The organism is Bacillus sp. B1-b2 (assembly GCF_009183415.1).
GTDB lineage: Bacteria > Bacillota > Bacilli > Bacillales > Cytobacillaceae > Niallia.
Window position 1 is genome coordinate 148,459 of record NZ_WEHU01000007.1, and the last position, 19,414, is coordinate 167,872.

16 protein-coding genes are annotated in these 19,414 nt (G+C 31.8%); 4 read left to right on the top strand and 12 right to left on the bottom strand.

What is annotated here, in order from left to right; translation table 11 throughout:
• Positions 1-161 precede the first annotated feature (161 nt).
• The 12 genes from F9279_RS09045 to F9279_RS09100 all read right to left on the bottom strand — a co-directional run bounded on the left by F9279_RS09045 (position 162) and on the right by F9279_RS09100 (position 12,268).
• Positions 162-392: a hypothetical protein gene (locus tag F9279_RS09045; RefSeq protein WP_047943204.1), complete on the bottom strand. Its 231-nt coding sequence runs from the start codon at positions 390-392 to the stop codon at positions 162-164.
• Between the two features lie 138 nt (positions 393-530).
• Positions 531-734, bottom strand: a complete 204-nt coding sequence (locus F9279_RS09050) for a hypothetical protein (RefSeq protein ID WP_047943203.1) — start codon at positions 732-734, stop codon at positions 531-533.
• A gap of 273 nt (positions 735-1,007) precedes the next feature.
• Entirely contained in the window at positions 1,008-3,974 is a 2,967-nt protein-coding gene (locus tag F9279_RS09055; protein WP_220040970.1) for a Tn3 family transposase, read from the bottom strand.
• A 76-nt stretch (positions 3,975-4,050) separates the two neighbouring features.
• Entirely contained in the window at positions 4,051-4,209 is a 159-nt protein-coding gene (locus F9279_RS25125) for a hypothetical protein (protein WP_161798403.1), read from the bottom strand.
• A gap of 73 nt (positions 4,210-4,282) precedes the next feature.
• The gene (locus tag F9279_RS09060) at positions 4,283-5,143 is read right to left on the bottom strand and encodes a hypothetical protein (protein WP_047943201.1); all 861 of its coding nucleotides are present in this window, start codon (positions 5,141-5,143) and stop codon (positions 4,283-4,285) included.
• Positions 5,140-5,802 (bottom strand): hypothetical protein, encoded by a 663-nt coding sequence (locus tag F9279_RS09065; protein WP_047943200.1) that lies wholly within the window; start codon positions 5,800-5,802, stop codon positions 5,140-5,142. The genes F9279_RS09060 and F9279_RS09065 overlap by 4 nt, the downstream gene beginning before the upstream one ends.
• Entirely contained in the window at positions 5,799-6,374 is a 576-nt protein-coding gene (locus F9279_RS09070) for a hypothetical protein (protein ID WP_047943199.1), read from the bottom strand. The genes F9279_RS09065 and F9279_RS09070 overlap by 4 nt, the downstream gene beginning before the upstream one ends.
• A gap of 160 nt (positions 6,375-6,534) precedes the next feature.
• Entirely contained in the window at positions 6,535-7,380 is an 846-nt protein-coding gene (locus F9279_RS09075; RefSeq protein ID WP_047943198.1) for a tyrosine-type recombinase/integrase, read from the bottom strand.
• A gap of 417 nt (positions 7,381-7,797) precedes the next feature.
• Complete coding sequence (locus F9279_RS09080) at positions 7,798-8,256, bottom strand: hypothetical protein (protein ID WP_047943197.1); 459 nt, start codon at positions 8,254-8,256, stop codon at positions 7,798-7,800.
• Positions 8,257-8,742: 486 nt separating this feature from the next.
• A complete protein-coding gene (locus tag F9279_RS09085) occupies positions 8,743-9,687 on the bottom strand; it encodes a hypothetical protein (RefSeq protein ID WP_047943196.1) in 945 nt (314 codons plus the stop codon).
• A 718-nt stretch (positions 9,688-10,405) separates the two neighbouring features.
• Positions 10,406-11,860 (bottom strand): cell division protein FtsZ, encoded by a 1,455-nt coding sequence (locus F9279_RS09095; protein ID WP_047943195.1) that lies wholly within the window; start codon positions 11,858-11,860, stop codon positions 10,406-10,408.
• Between the two features lie 33 nt (positions 11,861-11,893).
• Positions 11,894-12,268 carry a hypothetical protein gene (locus F9279_RS09100; RefSeq protein WP_047943194.1) on the bottom strand — a complete coding sequence of 125 codons (375 nt, stop codon included), beginning with the start codon at positions 12,266-12,268 and terminating at the stop codon, positions 11,894-11,896.
• Positions 12,269-13,445: 1,177 nt separating this feature from the next.
• Between F9279_RS09100 and F9279_RS09105 the strand changes: the two genes are divergently transcribed.
• From F9279_RS09105 to F9279_RS09120, 4 genes are all read left to right on the top strand, one after another.
• Positions 13,446-14,738: a replication-relaxation family protein gene (locus F9279_RS09105; RefSeq protein ID WP_047943193.1), complete on the top strand. Its 1,293-nt coding sequence runs from the start codon at positions 13,446-13,448 to the stop codon at positions 14,736-14,738.
• Positions 14,713-17,337, top strand: coding sequence for a type IV secretory system conjugative DNA transfer family protein (locus F9279_RS09110; protein WP_047943192.1), 2,625 nt, complete (start codon positions 14,713-14,715; stop codon positions 17,335-17,337). The genes F9279_RS09105 and F9279_RS09110 overlap by 26 nt, the downstream gene beginning before the upstream one ends.
• Before the next feature lie 203 nt (positions 17,338-17,540).
• Positions 17,541-18,443: a S1 RNA-binding domain-containing protein gene (locus F9279_RS09115; RefSeq protein ID WP_047943191.1), complete on the top strand. Its 903-nt coding sequence runs from the start codon at positions 17,541-17,543 to the stop codon at positions 18,441-18,443.
• Entirely contained in the window at positions 18,443-19,399 is a 957-nt protein-coding gene (locus F9279_RS09120; RefSeq protein WP_016205274.1) for a replication-relaxation family protein, read from the top strand. The genes F9279_RS09115 and F9279_RS09120 overlap by 1 nt, the downstream gene beginning before the upstream one ends.
• The last annotated feature ends 15 nt before the right edge of the window (positions 19,400-19,414 follow it).

Sequence of the window (19,414 nt, forward strand, 5' to 3'; positions counted from 1 at the left end):
CATTATCAAGATAAAGAAAATGGCTGCCGACTTTGTCGACAGCCTGAGACCCTAATCCAAATTAGGGTCTTTTTATTTTTTTTGTTTATTCTGAGTGTGCCCTGTTTAAAATGTAGTAAAATCAATGGGTTGTTTCGACTGGAAGATCCTTTTATACTAAATTAACAGCAATCTATATTTGATTTTTTCATCATTTTCTTACAATCTTTCATTTTCATTTTTCCATTTTTTGTCATTTCACAACAATCCATTTGACAGTTCATTTCCTCACACATTTCCATACATTCTTTTTTTGATTGACAACAATCCATCTCTTCCGATTGTGCTGCATAAACAGAACCACTAAATGCCATCACTACTAAAAATGCTAAAGAAAATATTATTTTTCTCAACCCTTTTCCCCCTTATGTAAAAATGATTGATGTGTCCAATGGTATTATACTATACCGCTAATTAACACTCACTAGATTTCTAACACTACAAACATAAGAAACGAGAGCTTAGGATAACAAGCTCCCGTTTTAATAGAATTAGTAAGCTTTATATTGGTTGAACACCTGATCCACCACAACAACCACATCTTTTGCCACCATGACAACACGGACAACATCCACTTCCCTGACAATGAGGACATCCTCTCCCACTACAACAACAGCACATACCAGCACCACCACAATAACGACAACATCCTGCGCCTTGGCAGCAATGACATTTATGCATACATACACCTCCATAAGATAACCACGCATAGTATATATATTTACTTGGTGTCAAGTTTAAACATGCCTATCTAAATTAATAATTTAGTTATAATAAATACTCTATACATTTCTAGTTATCACCCCCTTAATCGCTAAGGGGGTTCAAATTGTCACAATTTATGGTCATTTAACATCTAATTTTTGATTTTTGGTGATGTTTTTCATAGTGACCCCTTATTCTTTAAATCGTTTCCGGACCCCATGACGGTAAGTTTCTCTTTAAAAAGAAAAGATATATCGTAATTCTTAGGAAGATCTTTCAATTGGCAGACGTTCTTGCATGTTTAGCTTAAATGTCCCATACGGGTTTACATGGGCATAGATTAATGGTGTTAAGGCTCTAAAATCCTCAGGAGTTAACTTTTGAAGAAGAGATTTATTTTGTTCCAAAAGTACCTCTTGAATCATCAGTGTATTAATTAACACCAAACAGTTTTGAAGAAGATGGAGAGCAAGTACAGCGACTTCTTGATCTTCCATTCGGTTTGTTTGAATTTCTCCTCCTTTTCCGTAAAAAATAAAGCTATTGGCTGAGTTCCAGTTTTCAACGACATTTAACCCTTCATGGATTTCTCTTCGGACTTCTTCTGATGATAAATACTCACAAAGGAAGATCGTTTTTAACACTTTTCCTAATTCGCTGAGTGCCCGATACGTTGGATGCCCACTATTACGAGTGAAACGCTTGAGAATCGCCTCTGTTTCAGCTGTACCCAATCGTAAAGCAGTTGTATATTTAATCATTTGATCATACTGTTGTTCAATTAAACTCCAATTAATCGCTCTTGTTAAAACAGGCTGTAAGTTTGGATATGAGTCTTGCATGCCTACATCTGGACGATACAGTTTTTGAGCATGAATGGCTTTAAATCTCGGCATTAGTTGGAATCCAAGCAAATGACAAAAAGCGAAGGCAACTTCACTTTGACCGTGTGTATCCACGTAGTTTTTTTCTACTTCCATATTTGTGCAATGACGAAGTAACCCTTCGATCATAGAAGCTACTTCTGATGAAGAACAGGATTTTAGTTGCGAATAAATACATGTAGAGTTCTTTTCCACGTGCCAATAAATCATTACTCCACGTCCCCTATATCGAATATGCCATTCAGTCAACAAGTTCTGATCCCAAGCCCCAAACTTTTTACTATCAGACGCACATGCAGTTGTTCCTTCACCCCATACTTCTGTTACACGAGCATCTAGAATGGCATTGGTTACCTTTGAAATGGCTTGCCGTAGGTTCTCTTTATGGATGAATTTCCGCCGTACATAGAGTAAGTCCTTGTAACTTCCCCCATGTTCACCAGCCGCAATTCGCTTTAATCCTGTGTTTGTTCCCAATCCATATAAGCAAAGAATAAGTCTTCGTTGCAGTGTTTCCTTATCAAGGATCTCACGATTACCTAGCGTTTGGAACACATCTGTCAGATGTACACGTAAATCTGCCTCTTTTAAAATATCCAAAAGATTGGTCATGGGCCAACGCTTCATGACCTCTGCCTTTACGAGATTTAGGTTAACCGGTTCAGCCTGTGCCTGTAAAGGTGACACAGAAATCCAGCCATTTCCCTTACTCAATATACGTACCTTGGAGTTATTTTTAACACTTCTATTTAATTTCTCGAGAGCCGTATTCATACTCTGTTTCAGTTCGTTAATAAGTGTTTGTACTTCAAGGGGCTTACAAAGCGCTTCATAATGTTTTTCTCTATTTTGTTCAAAATCTTTTGGTAAATCTTCCTCTGGGTTTCTATACCGATCAGCTCCGACTACCCATACTTCTTTACAACGTAATCGATCTCGCAGAGCTTGGAGTACACAGATTTCATAATTCATTCGGTTTACACGGTTTGTTTCTTTATCAATGACCGTATCAATCCAACCTGGCTTAACGATTCCTTCAATTGGGATATAATCTGTTTCATTATATGTATACTGATTGGTAAGCTTATATTGTGTAAGTAAATCAATTGCATCTATCACAGGTCGATGCACATCATTATTGGATTGAAATTCTAGAATATCAAGTAAAGCTGGAACCATTCTTCTGTAATGAGTACCGTAGGAGGATCTCATAACAGTATGTACTTTTTGTTTATAGGAGGGACCTGTATGTTTCATTTCCTTCACAATATCTTTTAATTTATCTTCGCCTACGACAGGAAATAAAACATCTCGCACAATACCGTCTGGTTGTTCCACTGCCTTTTCAGCCATGCGGAACAATACGTTTGTCTTCCCACTTACTTTACGAAAATCCCGTAAAAATTCTTTTTCTACTTTTCGTTCCGCCCGAGCACCGATTCGATGAACAATTTGGATAATGAGCTCAACTAAGTTATCCGTAATTTCTCTACCTCTACACCAAAAGAAAGCTGCCAATAAAGTATAACGGATCGGATCAGGATGCCTGCGCAACTCTCTAATATCTTCAGAAACAGCTCGCTGTCTGTACGTTCGGATCATCTTGGGTGAAACACCGTAGAATAAATTTGGTGGAAGCTGTATATCTCGTACTGTTCGTAGTTTTTCTATCTCTTGAAATAAACTGTCTAACCCGATTCTTCCAGGATCAGATACAAGCTCTCGGAAACTGAGAATGGTTTGATCTTTTTCTATCTGTTCTGTATGGGACCAAGTACGTATAAATGTATCTAACTTAGATTGAGAGTGATCAGAAAGTTTAGAGTAAATGGATTGAGAAATCCGGTCCTCATACTGATAAATGGCTGACTTGATGTTTCGATCTAAATGGTCATGAGCTGGGGGAACAATTTGTTGTTTTCTTAGGTGATGTAGTACATGTTTTCTTACTCTGTCTATTTGTAGCTCCTGCGGTAAGATGTTAGCCTGAAGCCAGGATTTTACTTGTTCCATATCAGTAAGGGTGCTGTCCCTAAATCCCATGTAATCGCGAATTTGAGCACGATGATATTTAATTGACCTTCCGTCCCAATCGTACGCTTGAAATAAATCCGCAGGTACATCTACTTGCTTGGCAATGTATTGAATAACATCTTTACTTATTTCCTGTTTCCCTTTTGGAAAACGTCCCTGATATTGAAAGAACTTTAGTAGAACGGCAAACCCCAGTCGTGTTCCTCCATATCTGTTTCCGAGTAAACGCATTTCTTCTGGAATAACGGTAAAATGTTCAATAAGTTCTTCTAAGTCCCAATTTTGCTTCACTTTGTTTTTCCTCCTTATCATACGTATCAGCAAAATCTTATAGGAATTCAGAATATAAAAAAAGTCCCTAGATTCAGGACTGAATCAATAAAAAGATTTACTTTGCCCCTGGTTGCACGAACGCTGGTACTGGGCCTTCTACAAGATAACTATTACCTTCGTATTCGTATGCGAATCGGTATTCTAACACTTTTTCACATTGAGGTTTTCCAGTATGCAATGTTGGCTCATATTTATAATGATTTAATTGAATCATCACAATATACTCCTTATTTTTAAAGAACTTTATTATTTACCAACACTCGTCTTAAATTTCTATTTAATTTATTTCAATATGCAATGTCACCGAAATCTTCTTCACTAATATCAAAGAACTCTTCAACGACTGCCATAGTCTTAATTAATTTTCCCGTCTTATATTTTTCTTTAAGTAAACCTTCAATTTGATTAAAAATCATGTTTCTTTGAACGAGAGATAATGAATTTTTCATTATCACATTTAAATAGAGATCACCAACTGAATTTTCGGCCACGAATATGTCACCTATCTTGTCGAAAGCATTCCAAAAAGATTGGGTAATTGTCCATACTTCTACATTGTTATTTACAACTGAAATATTCATAAATACATCTGGAAAAAGGAAGTGTGTATCTTCTATATTCGCTAATATTCCTCCCTCTTTATTTTGATTCGGTAAACTTATGTCTCTTCTATCCCGTTCATCTTGAAAGGCAAGTTGTACACCCAAAACGGTTGTATAAAATGCATAGTTCAATAAAGTAGGAAGAATATTTTCATATTCTATTACTAGTTTTGCAGTTAATTTTCTATGTGGTTCTGTAATTAATGTATCCTCTACATTTTCACCTAAGACCTGACGGAGCATATCAAAAGTTTGTTGTTTAAGGTTGGCATTACTTTGTTCAAATATTTCATCATCTTTAAATATCTCTTCTAGATTGTTTAATATTTCCATCCCAATAAAATATCCATTAAATAAAAGAGATTTTGATACTTTAAATAGATGATTCTCATATTCCTTAATTTTCTCTGCGTCCATAAATTGTTCAAGGTGTATACGCACATATTGGTTCAAAAGAAAAAAATCTTTGTTAAACTCTCCATTTGTTTGATAGTGTAACATCAACATTTCCTCTGTTTTTTGCTGAATTTCTTCTAAAGTTTTCATTTTTCTTTTCCTCCTTGGGATTCTTCATAAAAAGGATCTGATGGCTCATCAGTAATATATTTCCAAGCACCATCTTCTTTATAAATAGAAGTAATAAAATAATTAATTCCTTCTGTACTTAATACTTTGCGATAAAAGTACCCCTGTCTTTTAAATCTATCTAAGTTTACTACTGTAATATCATAAGACTCCCCTTTGACATTAGCTTGTAAATAGGAATCTTGTATTGATTTGAAAATATTTATGGCATCGTGTTTTTGTGGTAATTCTTCAACGGTCTGAATACTACCATAGTCTAAAATAAATTTGTAGAAGTCCTCAGGAGAAATTTGCAGAGATTGGAATTTGTATAAGATATCGGCTGCATACCTTGCAAACTCCTCTGGATCTTCATAAGAAGATTTTACTTCCACTTCTTTCTTATCTAGTATTTTGACAGATTCACCGTCCAATTCAGCAACAACCTCATCTAAAGGCCGTACCTGATCCTTATAGAATGATTCTAAGTCCTGGGATTTACTATCAGTTTCAGTTTCTTCATGTGTATCCTTTGTTTCATTTATTTTTTTCGCTTCCTTAACAAATGGATCATTACTACAACCTGAGAGTATGATAAAACCTGAGATCAAAAGTGAAGAGTAAAATGGTTTAAATCTCATAAAAAACTCCCTTCCTTTATTTCTTTTTTCTCTTGTTCTGTAAGAAAATCAACAAGTTCCGCTGTATGAATAGTCGAAGAATTTCTAAAAACATTCATAAAGAACTGTTTAACATTAAAAATTCTAATTCGATCCCCATGGAAAGAAACTGGGACATTGATGTTTTTATTTATACATAAGCACAAAGTTTTAAGATGATCCTTGTGAATGCTGGAGTGTATGCTAATATAATCCTGTTTTCGTTCCCCAAACAAAATAGCAGCAATTATGATAGCTTCCTTATCAATTAATGATGGATCAACACGATAACTAAATATCTTATGGTCTTTAATGTACCAATTGCTTAGGAAGAATCCTAAAGCATTACTATGAATAGTGAATTCTCCTTTTTTGAATTGCACTGACACGCTATTTTCTAATTTGTATTCTGCTAATAAGTTAGATAAATAAAGAATTTTTTTCTTATTAAATGGAACTTTAAGTTTTCGCGAACTTGATTGTATTTCTTTTTCTCCTTCACTTAAGAGGGACGCAGTAATAACTTTGTTAATAAAGCTGTTTTCCCTTTCCATTAATCAACTTCTCTCCCTAAAAAAAGAACCCAGAATAAACAGCTCTATTATAGAACTGTTTATTCTGGGTTCTTCCCATTGAATGATTTATTTAAATGTATTATAGCCTATAAAGTTATTATATTTCAACCTATTAATAATATTAGATTCTAATTAAGTTTTAGATGCTTTTCATACTCTTCGTTAACTTACTTAAATAGATAGAAACAGTTTGTTCTTCTATACCCATAATCAAAGCTATACGTTGGACTGCGAGTTTTTTATTAATATATAAATAGTAGCACAGAGCTTTTCTAATAGTTGTTAACTGCAGGTCTTGATTAATATCATAATCCTTTTGTATATTTTTTAAGTGATAGTGTATTCCCATAAAAGTAATAGGTATTATTCTATTATTTACTGAATCCGTATAAGTGAATAGATACTCTGACTCGTTTAGTAAATTATTATAATAAAACTCAAGAAAAATACTTGCATCAATGTTATCCAATGTAATGACTCTATTGGAAAGATTAATCTTAATTCTATCATCGATTATAGAAACATCATCCTTTTTAAACTTAAATTCGGAGGCTTTTAATCCTTCCATAGCAAGTATAAACAATGCTTTTCGCTTTGCTGTATAATTGGTATTTGCTATTACAAGTTCCTTTACCTTAAGTAAATCTTCATAAAACAAACTAATATCCAGGTGTTTTTGTACCTTTAGTCTTTTTATTTTTGCTGCTGGATCAATAGGTACTTTGTTTCTTTCCCATAAATAATCAAAATAGGATTTTAAAATGGCCAACTCTTTATTAATTGTGGAGATTGCCTTCTGATTATCTCCCTGAGTTGAAAGATAGTCTCTTATATCTTTAGATTTGATTTCATATAATTCTATTTTCTTTTTATAGAGTTGTCTTAGGAATGAGAAGAATTGATTTAAAACAAGTTCATAACTCGCTATAGTAGTTTCACTATAATTCTTTTCTTCTAAAAACGAAATAAAACCATCATACTTCATCTTCTATCCCCCTTTTAAAAACTATATAGTAATTTCAACTTATAATCTCTACTTCGAGAATTTTATTTACTTAGTCCTTAGTATATTTTAGTATAAATTATGGATAGTAATATGTCATTTTAATCTAACGTTTTTAAAAGGGAAATACCCATTAATGATGTGTATTGGTTATTTATTTTAAAAAGCTTAGAGTATATATGTACTCTAACGTAATTGTTAAAAGATAATATGTCATTAAGGGGTATCCGACAAAGTAAAAATGGACCACCTATAGTAAGTCAGTCCATACGGCATCGACTTTTTAATTTGACTTGAAAAAAACCAAGAAACCGTCTTTTGCTTTTAGCAAGACGACTTCTTGGTTTTTGATACAAAATAAGGGAAATTGGTATGAAATTGATTCAATTGAGTGTATTTTTATAGTGAATTTCTTATAGTTCCAGTTGTTTTTGACGCAGTACCTGAGATTATTTCGATCCTATACTCCTTACCTTTTTCCATCCAATAATCTTGCGTAGCTTCGCCACCCTCTTCGAACAATTGTAAACCAGCAGATCCACCCATAGTTACCCAATTATTTCCGATCTTTTCTTGCACCCATAAACCTGCAACCCCAGTAGAATAAAGCTTTATTTTACCATACTGACCTTTACCAACCACAGATCCTGACACCGCTTTCCATTCAGGCGGACTTATAGTAACACTTGATGAATCTGCAGCATATGCAGTTAAATTCACATATGGAGTAGATAGTTCGTTACTTGCTGAAGTTAGTTGGCTTTCAGTATTTCCTGATGCCGCAAAAGTTGGAATAGCAGAACCACCTACAATAGCTATTGCTACAGTAGCACTCAGAACTAGTTTCTTAATTTTCATTTTTGGGAACACTCCTTTTTAATATTTTTATAACTGTTAGTTACAATGTACTTATTCTATTTTTGGTATTAAATACCTTTTGAAAAATGTTAATTATTTGGAAAAAATGTAAAATGAGTAGATATTACTATGATTTTATGAAAATTAAAAAAGAAGGTTATCGGTTCTCGCGCCAAAATTTAGAAAGGCTAAGTCCTATCAGAAGATAATCCATACAGCCAATTCTTAATTACTATTACATAACGATTAACAAAGAAATTATTATAAACAAATCAATAAAAAAAGACTAAGTACAATTAACTTAGCCTTTTTTATTTAAAAGTACCCTTTATATGCTTACTAGTATTGATCCAACTAGAGTAAAAATAGATACTATTACAATTGTATTTAAAATAATGTTTTCAGATTTTTTTGTTTTAAGTAAAAACATTAAAACCACCTCAGTTCATTTATATACCATTATTATAAAACAATATGACAGAATATTCAATCTATTATATTGTTCTCTAAAGGATTATTTAGAAAGTTTTGAACCGAGTATTTCCCCTCTTCAAGAATTCTTTCCTGTTCCCTTAGAGCTAGTTCATATTTTTGCTCCATTTCAGCTATTTCTTCTTGTATACTATTCAATTCTTTATAATAGCCATCAATCTTTTCTTTTAATAACTCAGTCTTACTTTGAACAGCAGCTTCTTGCTTTTCTTTAAGTTGTTTATCTACTTCTATATTAATAAGTTCTTCTTTAGAATCATTTTTAAATCTACTAAAAAAACCTTTTGGTTTTTTCTTTAATGAGGCAACTAAAATTTGGTCTTGCCTTTCCAAGAGATAATTGCTCATAGAATCATTTTTAAGTTCAGTAACCTCGGATTTAGCATCAGCAATTTTTCTATCAATGTTTACTGACTCAATTCTTAAATTACTCAACTTTTTTTCATAAGATAATAACAAAACCGTTTGCTGCTGCATTTTTACTAACAACTGATTATTAAACTTATAAGAAGCTTCAACAAATTGAGATAACTTTTTAAGATCGTCATATAAAGGTGTATTTTTACTAGAAGGAACAGTTGTAGTTTTATGACCTAACTCAGTTAGTATTTCAGTTGTAGACAACCCCCCTATATCTATTAATATAGAGACTAAATGAATTTTAAAGATAGTATAATAACTTAATTTATAATATCTCCCTTGTTTTTCCGGCTTTATATAAATATCACTTAGCTCATGTCTTAAGTAATATCTTATAGTTGCATCAGCACGTCCAATAAATTTACTTGCTTCTACAGTATCGTAAGTTCGCTCATTACTCATACTTAAAATTTTTTCAGTCCAAATGTAATCTTCTAATTCACGAATAATAGCAACATTATAAAGAGGATCAAGTTTAAATTCATCTTCTAATAATTCTCTCATAGAAATTTCACTCATTCACCCCACCTCCTACCACTTTTATTGTCAAAAATGACACTTTACAATTGATTTTACACGGAAAGAACCAAAAAATCAAAGGAAGTAAAGGACATTTTTACATACCATCAATGCAAATTATCCTTACATTAATCATCACCTTACAACAACTCTACATAAACTTTATAAAAAACTTTTGTAAGCATTACGTAAAATAAATATTATGTTACATAAATTTTATATCATAAATACGTAAGACTTACATAAGTACATAAGATTAATATATAAATTACATCATTATTACGTAGTATTTTCATTGGTAAATCTCATAGAGTTCGTTAATTCCATGTTAATATACACTTTATCTATAAAATTCAACGTAAACATCACATAAAACAACCATTTACATAAACTTTCTCTTATAATGAATGCGCTTTCCGAAAGAATTTAAGCGAATAGGGGAAACAAATAGATTATAATAGCATTATTGACTATAAATTAAGGAAGTAATGAGATGAATAATTATTTAACGAAAGAAGAAATTGATATAAATAAAATCTATGATTATAATTTATATCCTGACAGGATTAGTGGTAGATGCGACAATTGTAATATGGCACATTTTAAAAGTTCTATATCGAAGGGGAAACTACTTAGGGAATGCCGGAATTGTTCCATGAAAAAAAGTATCTAAGTCAAAAAAAAGCAAAGAATAGGGCGATTCTTTGCTTTTTTTATCTTATTTTAATTCATTCTCATTTATTTGTTGTAAAATATCATCAATATCTATATCCTCATCATCCTTAGAAGATGCTACTTCTCCAACCGATTCTTCAAAAAGATCTTCCACTCCTAGTTCTGCAGCCAGTTCAGAAAGATCAAAATCATCCTCTTCGTTAGTTTCACTAATTTGCTCAATGCCTTGGGACATATAGGTTATTTGTTTTTGTCTTTCTTTAAATTCGTTATATTCTTCCACTAATCCCTTAGCCAATCGCTTAGGAAATGCCTCCGCTTTAAAAAATGTATAAACAGTTACAGAAAAATCATTTTGTTCTTCAATATACCCAGAAAAAACAGTACCGTTTAGGGGTAATTTATTAATAATTTCATCTCTAGCATCATCAATAAAAGAACTACCAACTTTTAATTTTGAATCAATAATAGCTAAAATCCCTATATGGTGAATTTTGGCCATTTGATTTGTCTCTGGATTAATCAATTCTATAGGATCGTGAAAGCTATTTTTATCGAGAGACTCAGAAAACATTTTATTAATATCATGACCATTTTTTATTTCAGAAGCAGGTTTAGTTACCTTACTTATGAATAAACAACCTTGATGCTCTAAAATTGTTCTTCTAAAATCAGCACTATCAAAAGTAACCGAGGTTCCACCACCAGTAGTAGCAGTATTTAGTTCATGAAACTCTTCAACTAGTTTAATATTTGCATAGTCTCGGTAATTTTCAATTCCTTTTCTCTCATTTTCTAGTAAACTATTGAACTCTTCATACATTAGTTGGTTATCAGGATAGACTACAAATGCTACACCTTTATTAGGGTTTTTGGCAATATCATCAATTTTTTTAGTGAAATTATTTACTTGTCTTAATACATCAGGACCATCCGCTCTAGTAGGGATAGTAGCCACTACACCAATCTTTGTAAATCGCTTACGAGCAATTTTAGTAGCCTCAATTAAGTATTTTTTTGGCTCTTTTTTTATCTCATCTATACCATATTTTTCTTTTAATTTATTAAACTCTTCTTGAATTTTAGGTTTATTGTTATATTCATAAAATTCTTCAATTGCCTTTACGATAGTAGAGGTACCCGTTCCGCCACCTAGACCAGCAAAAAACATTACTAAGTCGTCAGTCGGTCTAACTCTATCTTTTATGAAACTTTTTAGTTGCTCTTTAACTTTTTCATTTGTTTCTAAAATTTGCATTGCCTCTTCAGGATTCTTACCTAAACCACCCAGCTCTAGACTCTCTCTATTATTGGGAGTGATGTGCTTTAATCCCGCTAAATCACCATCATTACTGTTTAATGCTAGACAATTATATACAGAAGTACCATCAGCATTTTTTATAGCTGCAAATTGATCTGCCATTCTTGAACCGGCTTGTCCAAACCCAACCATAGTAATGTTAATAGCAGGTTTATTTTTTGTGAATGTTTTAGCCATTATTTTCATCTCCTTATTTACTAATAATCTTCTTCATCCATAAAGTCTTTGAATTACTTGTTTGCCGCGAATAGTTAAAAACAAATGCTTATATGGTGGAACAGCTTTATAATATATCAACGACATTGCTAACAAACGCTCAACTATTTTTTCCGCTTGTTTTCTATGTATGTAATCATCCTTGCAAACAAATGAATAACGTTTATTTTTTTCAACTCTATGTTTTCGTTCTACCTGTACTTTTTCAGATATTTCTCCAACTGTTACAATACTGTCCTTTTCGTTCTTTGCAATAAAGAGAAATACTTTTTTTAATACTGTGTCATTAGATATTAAATCGGTGAATAAATCTAATGTTTCTGGATCAAATTTTGTATTTTTATATTTTTGATGAAGCTCTAAGTCCAATATTATCCTCCTTTACTAAGATATTCTTATAATTTAAATATATAATAACCAATTAAAGTTACTAATTCAAGTGTCTACACTTTTAATAAATAAAATATCATATGAAATATATCTCACAAACCCAATAATATCAACGATTTACTCATAGTTACTAAAATAAGTTACTTTATGGATCGATTATAAGTTATCTCACTTAATTTTCAGTAATTATTGCTTAGAAAAATAAATTTAATTTATCTAAAAGTCACAAATTAGTATTTTTAGTTATTTCGCTATCATTTGAAGGTATTTTTTTATATTAAATAATTAATATAGTAACTATATTTAGTTACTATATTAAAAACCTTATATACCTTGATATTTTTTATATATTACAGTTCCATAAATAAGTAGCAAATGATATGGTTACCACTATTAGTTACTACTTATTTAATTTGTTTTTTCATAGTGGTTTTACATCTAAATTATATAAGCACTGCAAATAGCATTCATATAAACCAATGTTTTACGTAACTCTTACATCAACTCAATAAACACTTTCCTTACTCTAAACATACTTTTTACATTAATCAAACATAAACGAGAGATTAACATGGCTTCTTCTAAAAAGAAGACTTATAAGTCAGTTTATTCGCAATTAGATTACTAACTCGAATATAGATGACTCCCATTTTCATTGTCCTTCACCTATAAAATTTAGATGAAACAGTTCATATTTTATTCACTTTTTTATACACTCGTGATTTTATAAAAAATGCTGACTTTTTTAATTAATTCCAACTGCTTACGGATATCCTATTACGGATAAGGTTATTTGTCCGTGAGCGGACATCCTTAACAGAGGATGATGTTAACCCTTGATAAACTTATATTTTTTTATGTTTTCAAACCCCAACTTCATATGTTTTTAGAGTTAGAAAACACACATCATTTTATGTTTTTTGTACTCTAATCAAAATTTATTTTTTACAGTAGTTTTCTCGAGTGTTTTTACTAGTGATTAGTATGCCTAATGAATGAATAATACTAATATTTATGCATAAAACTCTAGTTGTTAGGATCATCCCAAAATGATATACTAGTCACAGTTTAATAATACAAAGGGAAAAACCCTCAAAATGATGAAGATTGATTCTTCACTATTTTGGGGGTTTTTCTGATTTAAGGAGGAGGAAATTTGGAATCAGCCAGAGTATGGTATGGATTTGATAATGAACATGAAAAAAGAAAAGGAGCCTGGATAAATTTAACTGATTTGGAGCTATTATCACTTATTTGGACTAACCGTTATTTAACTAATAAGCAATTAACCAAATATGGTAATCAATTATTTGGATATAAAGGGGATTCTATTCAAAAGAAATTAAAGAGGTGGTCAAATTACGCTATTGTAAAAATAGAATATCAGTCCGTTCTAAATAAACCACCTATATCATGTTATTACTTAGGAAAGAATGGTATAAACATTTTAAAACAAGAAGGAATTATTAAGGAAGAAGAAAAAGCTATAAATATCAATAATTACATTAGAAACTCTTCTCATTATTTAGGAATTCAAGATGTGGTTATAGATACTCTCATAGCTTTAAAAACAAATAGGAAAAACATAATTTCAATACATCCCAACAAAGATACCTACAAAAATGAAGTTGGTGAACCATTTATTGTCCCTGATTGGGTATTTAGAAAAGGTAGTCGCACTCTAAATATTGAATATGACACAGGTTTACAGACAATGACAAAAATCAAAGAAAAAATAAGAAATTACATCAAATTAAGTAAACACAAACCTGAGGAAGAACATTATGTATTAATATCAGTTGCAGATAACAGCAATATCTATACAGTAAAGTATTATGATGATAGAAGAACTAGGGTTTTAAATATAAAAGACACCATAATTCATAAAGGCGCTGATAAGATCTCTAACCTTCACTTTTATGTTACTACAGCTAGTCGCTCACCAATTATTGCAAACAATATATTAAAAGGAATTTATCCATTTGATAAATCTACTTTTAAGTCTGAACAAGAACTTTTTGAACTATCAATGGAAATAAGCAATTCTAATTATCAATTGGTGCCTCTTCCAAAAAAGGAAATATTTCATAATGATAGTTATAACATTGGAGAGATAGCACAATATGAATTGATTCATAAAGAAAGAACCAATTCAAAACAAGTTTTAGTTTTGAATATAGTGGAAGAGGCAAGTGTTGCTGCATTAAACAAAATAAATTTTTTAGAAGAAGAGAACAAAAATAATAAATTTAAACAAGAGGTTTCACACCTTCTTATTGTTTATCAGAGTAGATCAGAACTAGAAAATGACATTGTAATGAAAAATTATGAAACACTAAAATTTACAGATACTAAAAATTGGCCATTACTTCTCCAAGGAGAAAAGCAGCTAACATTGGAGAAGAAAAAGGGGGGCAGAGTACTTGAAAGAACTAAAGGTTCATCCTAAGCTCCCTGGGATCACTATTTTAGTTACTGGGTTAGTCTCTGTTTTTTTATCAGTTAGAAGTATTTGTAACTATCTTTTCTTAGTTATTGGGCAGTTTTACAATAGTGTTCCTAGCTTCGTTTTATTTGGTAACAGCTTAAGTCCAGGCTTAATTGGTTTTCTTACATGTACAGTCTTCTTGATTATCTCTTGGTTAGTAAGTACAAAATATGAAAAAACACAAAAAAAGTTGTGGAGAAGCCTATGGTTTTGGAATATGTTCATTGGAATAACAGCCTATTATATGTGGTTAATCACAGCACCTGTTTATAATACGCTCATTCCTTACCTAGGAAATCTTATCAATAGCATACATGTAGATAATATTTGGTTTAATGTAGCTGTTGGGGATATTAACACTTTGTTTTACACCTTAGTTTTTACTCCCTCAATAGTTACAAGTATTATTTTAATTTGGTTGGGTGGACAATATTCCCAATACTCTAAACAAATTAAAGAAGCATTTGAAAAATTTGAATTTAAAAATGTATATTTACAAAAATGGTTTAGAAATAGTAAAGAAGAGGTTTGGCCAGACGTTGTTCTAGGTCCCGATTCTCAAACTAAAGAACTTATTATTCAACCTGGTAAAGATAGATCATTACATAATGGCATATTCGGACCACCAGGAACAGGAAAAACATCAGCATTAATATTACCTATCATTAATCAGGATTTGCACTGGCTAACAAAGTTTATCAATGTATTTCCTAAAGTCTCTAAATTATCCAATTATAAAACGGAGGAAATAAGAGGAACATATTTAAGTAGTATTAGTATAATTGAACCATCTAACGATTTGTGTCAGAAAGCATTTCAATTAGTTAAAGCTCATGATATACCTGAAGAGGCTGTATTCTATATTGACCCTACGAACCCCAATACACCATCTATTAATCCCATGCAAGGACCAGTTGACCAGGTAGCCGAAGCATTTGCAATGGTAATGGATGGAATTCAAGAAGGGGGAACAGGAAACTTTTTCTTTCAACAAAGTCAAAGAAACCACTTAAAAAACTATATTTATCTATTAAAATTACACGACCCGTCTACAGAGGCACAATTTGATACTTTATTAAAAATGTACAATGATCCTCAAATTGTTAGGCATATGCATTTAAAGTTAAAGGAAACTATCCCTAAAGATTATCACCTTATTAAAGATAGGGATGAACGAAACCATTGGGATATCGTAAAACAAATTGATAATTGGTTTAACATGAACCATATTCCTAAAACTAGTCGAAATGGAGCTAATGAACAAGTTAAAGAAGGCGAATACTATGGGGAAACAGCTTATTTTGACGCACAAGGAGAATATGTTCAGGGGCTAAGAAACGTTCTAAATGATATAGGAGCAAATAAACTGATAAGACGCGTACTATTTGATAAATCAGAGTTTTCTTTTGACGAGCACTTAAATAGAGGCGGTATATTATTAGTCAATACGGCAAAAGATGATTTAGGAGGTCTTTCTAACGTTTTAGGGAAGTTTGTTTTGCTAAGCCTACAGAATGCTGTATATAGGAGAACACCTCTAACTAGTACTTTTGCACATATAATCATCGATGAATTTCCAGACTATATTTATTTACCATTTAAAGAATTTATATCGCAAGCTAGAAAATATAAAGCTATTATTACTGTTGCAGCACAAACAGTAGCTCAATTGGCAGACAAATACGGAGAAATGTACATGCATACTTTGTTAACTGGTTTTAGACACAAAATGGTTTATGGAGATATCTCTTATTTTGACGCACAATTATTCTCAAAATTATTAGGAGAAGAGGATAGTTATGAAGAAGGGAAAAACGAACAGACTGTTAGCCCTCTTCAAGAAGAACCTGTTATGCGATCCGGTAGTAGCTATCAACAAAAAACAGATGTCATTCTAACACCAAATAAGTTAATTTTTCAGGAGCCATTCCAAGCTGCTGTGAAAATAGTTGTTAATAATAAACCGATACCTGTAAGGCAGATTGATGCAAACTTTGTTCCAAAGGCTGAATTTAAAGAAGCGAAAGTAAAAGTAATCCAGGAAAGTGCTAGTATTTGGTTAGAGTCAAAATCCTTAAATACGGAATTGTTTCACGAAACAGATAAAGCGCTATCCGAAATAATTGATATACCACTTCAAGAGGAAGAACCATTAATAGGAATTCCTCTTCCAGAAAAAGATGCTGTAGAGGATATAGAATTAGAATTAGTTGAATTTGATAGATACCCCGATAAATATTTATCTAAAAAAGAGATAAAAGAAGAAGCATATAAAACGAAGCCTATATCACAAAAAAGAACTTCTTTAGGCGAAAAAGCAATTAACATAAATGATGAGGTGGTTGACCTTGATGTATCAAGACTATTTTCAAAAAATATACCACCTTCGAATGAATTAGCTAATCAATCAGTATCAGAATTAGATGAAAAAGAAGAATCATTCTATAATGATTTAATAAAAGAAATTGATGATACTACAAAAGAGGGGAAGGTTGAGAAAAAGGAAGAAGGAAAATCTAGTCCTTTTGACTTTATTACTCCATTTTCTGATAAAAGTTAAATATATATCCTAGGTAATTTTCAGTAAGTATTGAAAAAATTAAAAATATAGGTTAAAATTCCAATAAGTTAGTAAACATAAAAAACAAATAATAAAATTAAATATTTAATGGGAACGACCCAAGACGAAGTAGTTTGAATAACTGCTTTTGTTTTGGGTCGTTTTTTATGTTTACAGTAAATTCACTATTAGGAGGGAAAATGATGGCTGAAACACTAAAAACATCATGGGTTAATGACAACCAATTAAATGAACTAGCAAAGATTAAGCGAGATAGAACTATAATTAAAGGAGCTGTAACTGCAGTATCAACAAGGGAAACCAAAGTATTAGAAGATGGAAAATATGTAAAAAAACAGATGGAAGTAGCAACATTTCTCTTAGAAGGTACAAACATTACAGCATATTGCCCAAGCAACGAATTTTCTGATCATGATTTCCGTTCATTAAACGGTTTTACAGGATCAATTCAAGAAGTGATTGTAGACCAAATAGACATTGAAGACAATATTGTATTGGTATCAGTTAGGAAAGCGGATGATATCAGAAAAGCGGAATTCATGAAACAATTAGTAACACTAGAAGCTGAAGATTCCTTAAAGTCAACAATTTTTGACGGTGTAGTAAGAGGTTATAATCCAAACACGAGGAAGGTTTTTGTCCGTATTAATGGTGCAGATTGCTTTATGAACGCTAGACATTGGAGCTGGGAAAATGGAAATATTCAGCATGAAATTAATCGAGGAGAAACAATACAAGTAAAAGTTTTGAGATTTGATAAAGAAAATAATCTTATTCAAGTTAGCAGAAGGGATACTCAAGATGATCCATTTAAAAAATTAATCGAACTTTATAATCAAAACAGTACAGTCGCTGGTAAAGTAACGAATCTAGACCCCATACATGGAATATTTGTTAAATTAGATGCAGGATTAGAAGTTAAAGGGATCCGTCCCCGTCACTTGCCAGAGCCAGTAGTTGGAGATATTGTTTCTTGCACTATCCGCTCCATCGATAAAGATAAAAGACATGCCAAAGTAACTATTACGGGGTATCCAAGGGGTAAAAAGAAAATCAAAGATGTCGCTTCATTCCTCTTTGAATAATGAATATTTCTGAACAAAATAACTTAGTAATGGACGATTTCCCTGTTTTCACCACAAGAAATGGTGAAATCCCTTTCTGGGACCATCCACTACTTAAAAGTAGTTATGTAAAACCTTCGAAATATTACCCATATACAGGGATAGAAGGTGCTATGACACTATTAAACAGAAAAATTATTGATGAAGCGGATTTTACCCTTATTAAAGTTCTAGGTGACGCTGTTTGTGCAAATGAGGACCAAATTAGGAGATATATGTCTTCTCTAATGAGTAGGTCAGAAACCTCTAAGCGTTTAGATCGATTGAGAACCAATGGTGTTGTAGATAGATGGAAAGTTAGAATACGGGGTGATGAAGAAACACGACCTCCCGCTCCCTTTACATTAGGGGTAGCGGGTTATAGGCTACTAAAACATTATTATAGCGATCAGTTCTTTATGGCCCCTGATAGATGGGATAATTATGGTGTAGGTGGATTAAAACGATATGTATCAATGAATGAGCTTCGCTGCCAATTCATAGAAAAGAAAGTTGTTTCTAAATGGAAATGGAATGCTCGTCTAGCAAATAATGCTCGGTATAAGTTCCCAATGAGTGCAGCAGAAGTAAAAACCCCTAATGGGAATATTAACTTTCTTATTGACAGAGCACAAATGAACCAAAACTTTATTGGTTATTTCAGAGATAAGTTTGAGAATTGGAAATATGTCTATAATAAATATGGTAATTTACCAATTTCAGATTTTCCTGAAAATCCGCAAATCGTAATTATATATACATCTACCATATCTATTGCTGAAGCAATTCATAAAGAACTGTTATTAGATACATTACCATTTAATATTCTTTTCTTAGTTGAAGAATTAATAAATGAAAATTTAGAGAGTGCCTATTATCAACCACTGAAACATCAAAAATTACAAAGAATAAATGTTCATTTGCAGGGGAATTATTAATTAAATTTCCCTGTA

What these genes read in the sequence shown, in the direction of transcription:
- F9279_RS09050 (WP_047943203.1), bottom strand. Translation starts at nt 734, where the DNA reads ATGGAGGTGTATGTATGCATAAATGTCATTGCTGCCAAGGCGCAGGAT.
- F9279_RS09055 (WP_220040970.1), bottom strand. Translation starts at nt 3,974, where the DNA reads ATGATAAGGAGGAAAAACAAAGTGAAGCAAAATTGGGACTTAGAAGAA.
- F9279_RS25125 (WP_161798403.1), bottom strand. Translation starts at nt 4,209, where the DNA reads ATGATTCAATTAAATCATTATAAATATGAGCCAACATTGCATACTGGA.
- F9279_RS09060 (WP_047943201.1), bottom strand. Translation starts at nt 5,143, where the DNA reads ATGAAAACTTTAGAAGAAATTCAGCAAAAAACAGAGGAAATGTTGATG.
- F9279_RS09065 (WP_047943200.1), bottom strand. Translation starts at nt 5,802, where the DNA reads ATGAGATTTAAACCATTTTACTCTTCACTTTTGATCTCAGGTTTTATC.
- F9279_RS09070 (WP_047943199.1), bottom strand. Translation starts at nt 6,374, where the DNA reads ATGGAAAGGGAAAACAGCTTTATTAACAAAGTTATTACTGCGTCCCTC.
- F9279_RS09075 (WP_047943198.1), bottom strand. Translation starts at nt 7,380, where the DNA reads ATGAAGTATGATGGTTTTATTTCGTTTTTAGAAGAAAAGAATTATAGT.
- F9279_RS09080 (WP_047943197.1), bottom strand. Translation starts at nt 8,256, where the DNA reads ATGAAAATTAAGAAACTAGTTCTGAGTGCTACTGTAGCAATAGCTATT.
- F9279_RS09085 (WP_047943196.1), bottom strand. Translation starts at nt 9,687, where the DNA reads ATGAGTGAAATTTCTATGAGAGAATTATTAGAAGATGAATTTAAACTT.
- F9279_RS09095 (WP_047943195.1), bottom strand. Translation starts at nt 11,860, where the DNA reads ATGGCTAAAACATTCACAAAAAATAAACCTGCTATTAACATTACTATG.
- F9279_RS09115 (WP_047943191.1), top strand. Translation starts at nt 17,541, where the DNA reads ATGGCTGAAACACTAAAAACATCATGGGTTAATGACAACCAATTAAAT.
- F9279_RS09120 (WP_016205274.1), top strand. Translation starts at nt 18,443, where the DNA reads ATGAATATTTCTGAACAAAATAACTTAGTAATGGACGATTTCCCTGTT.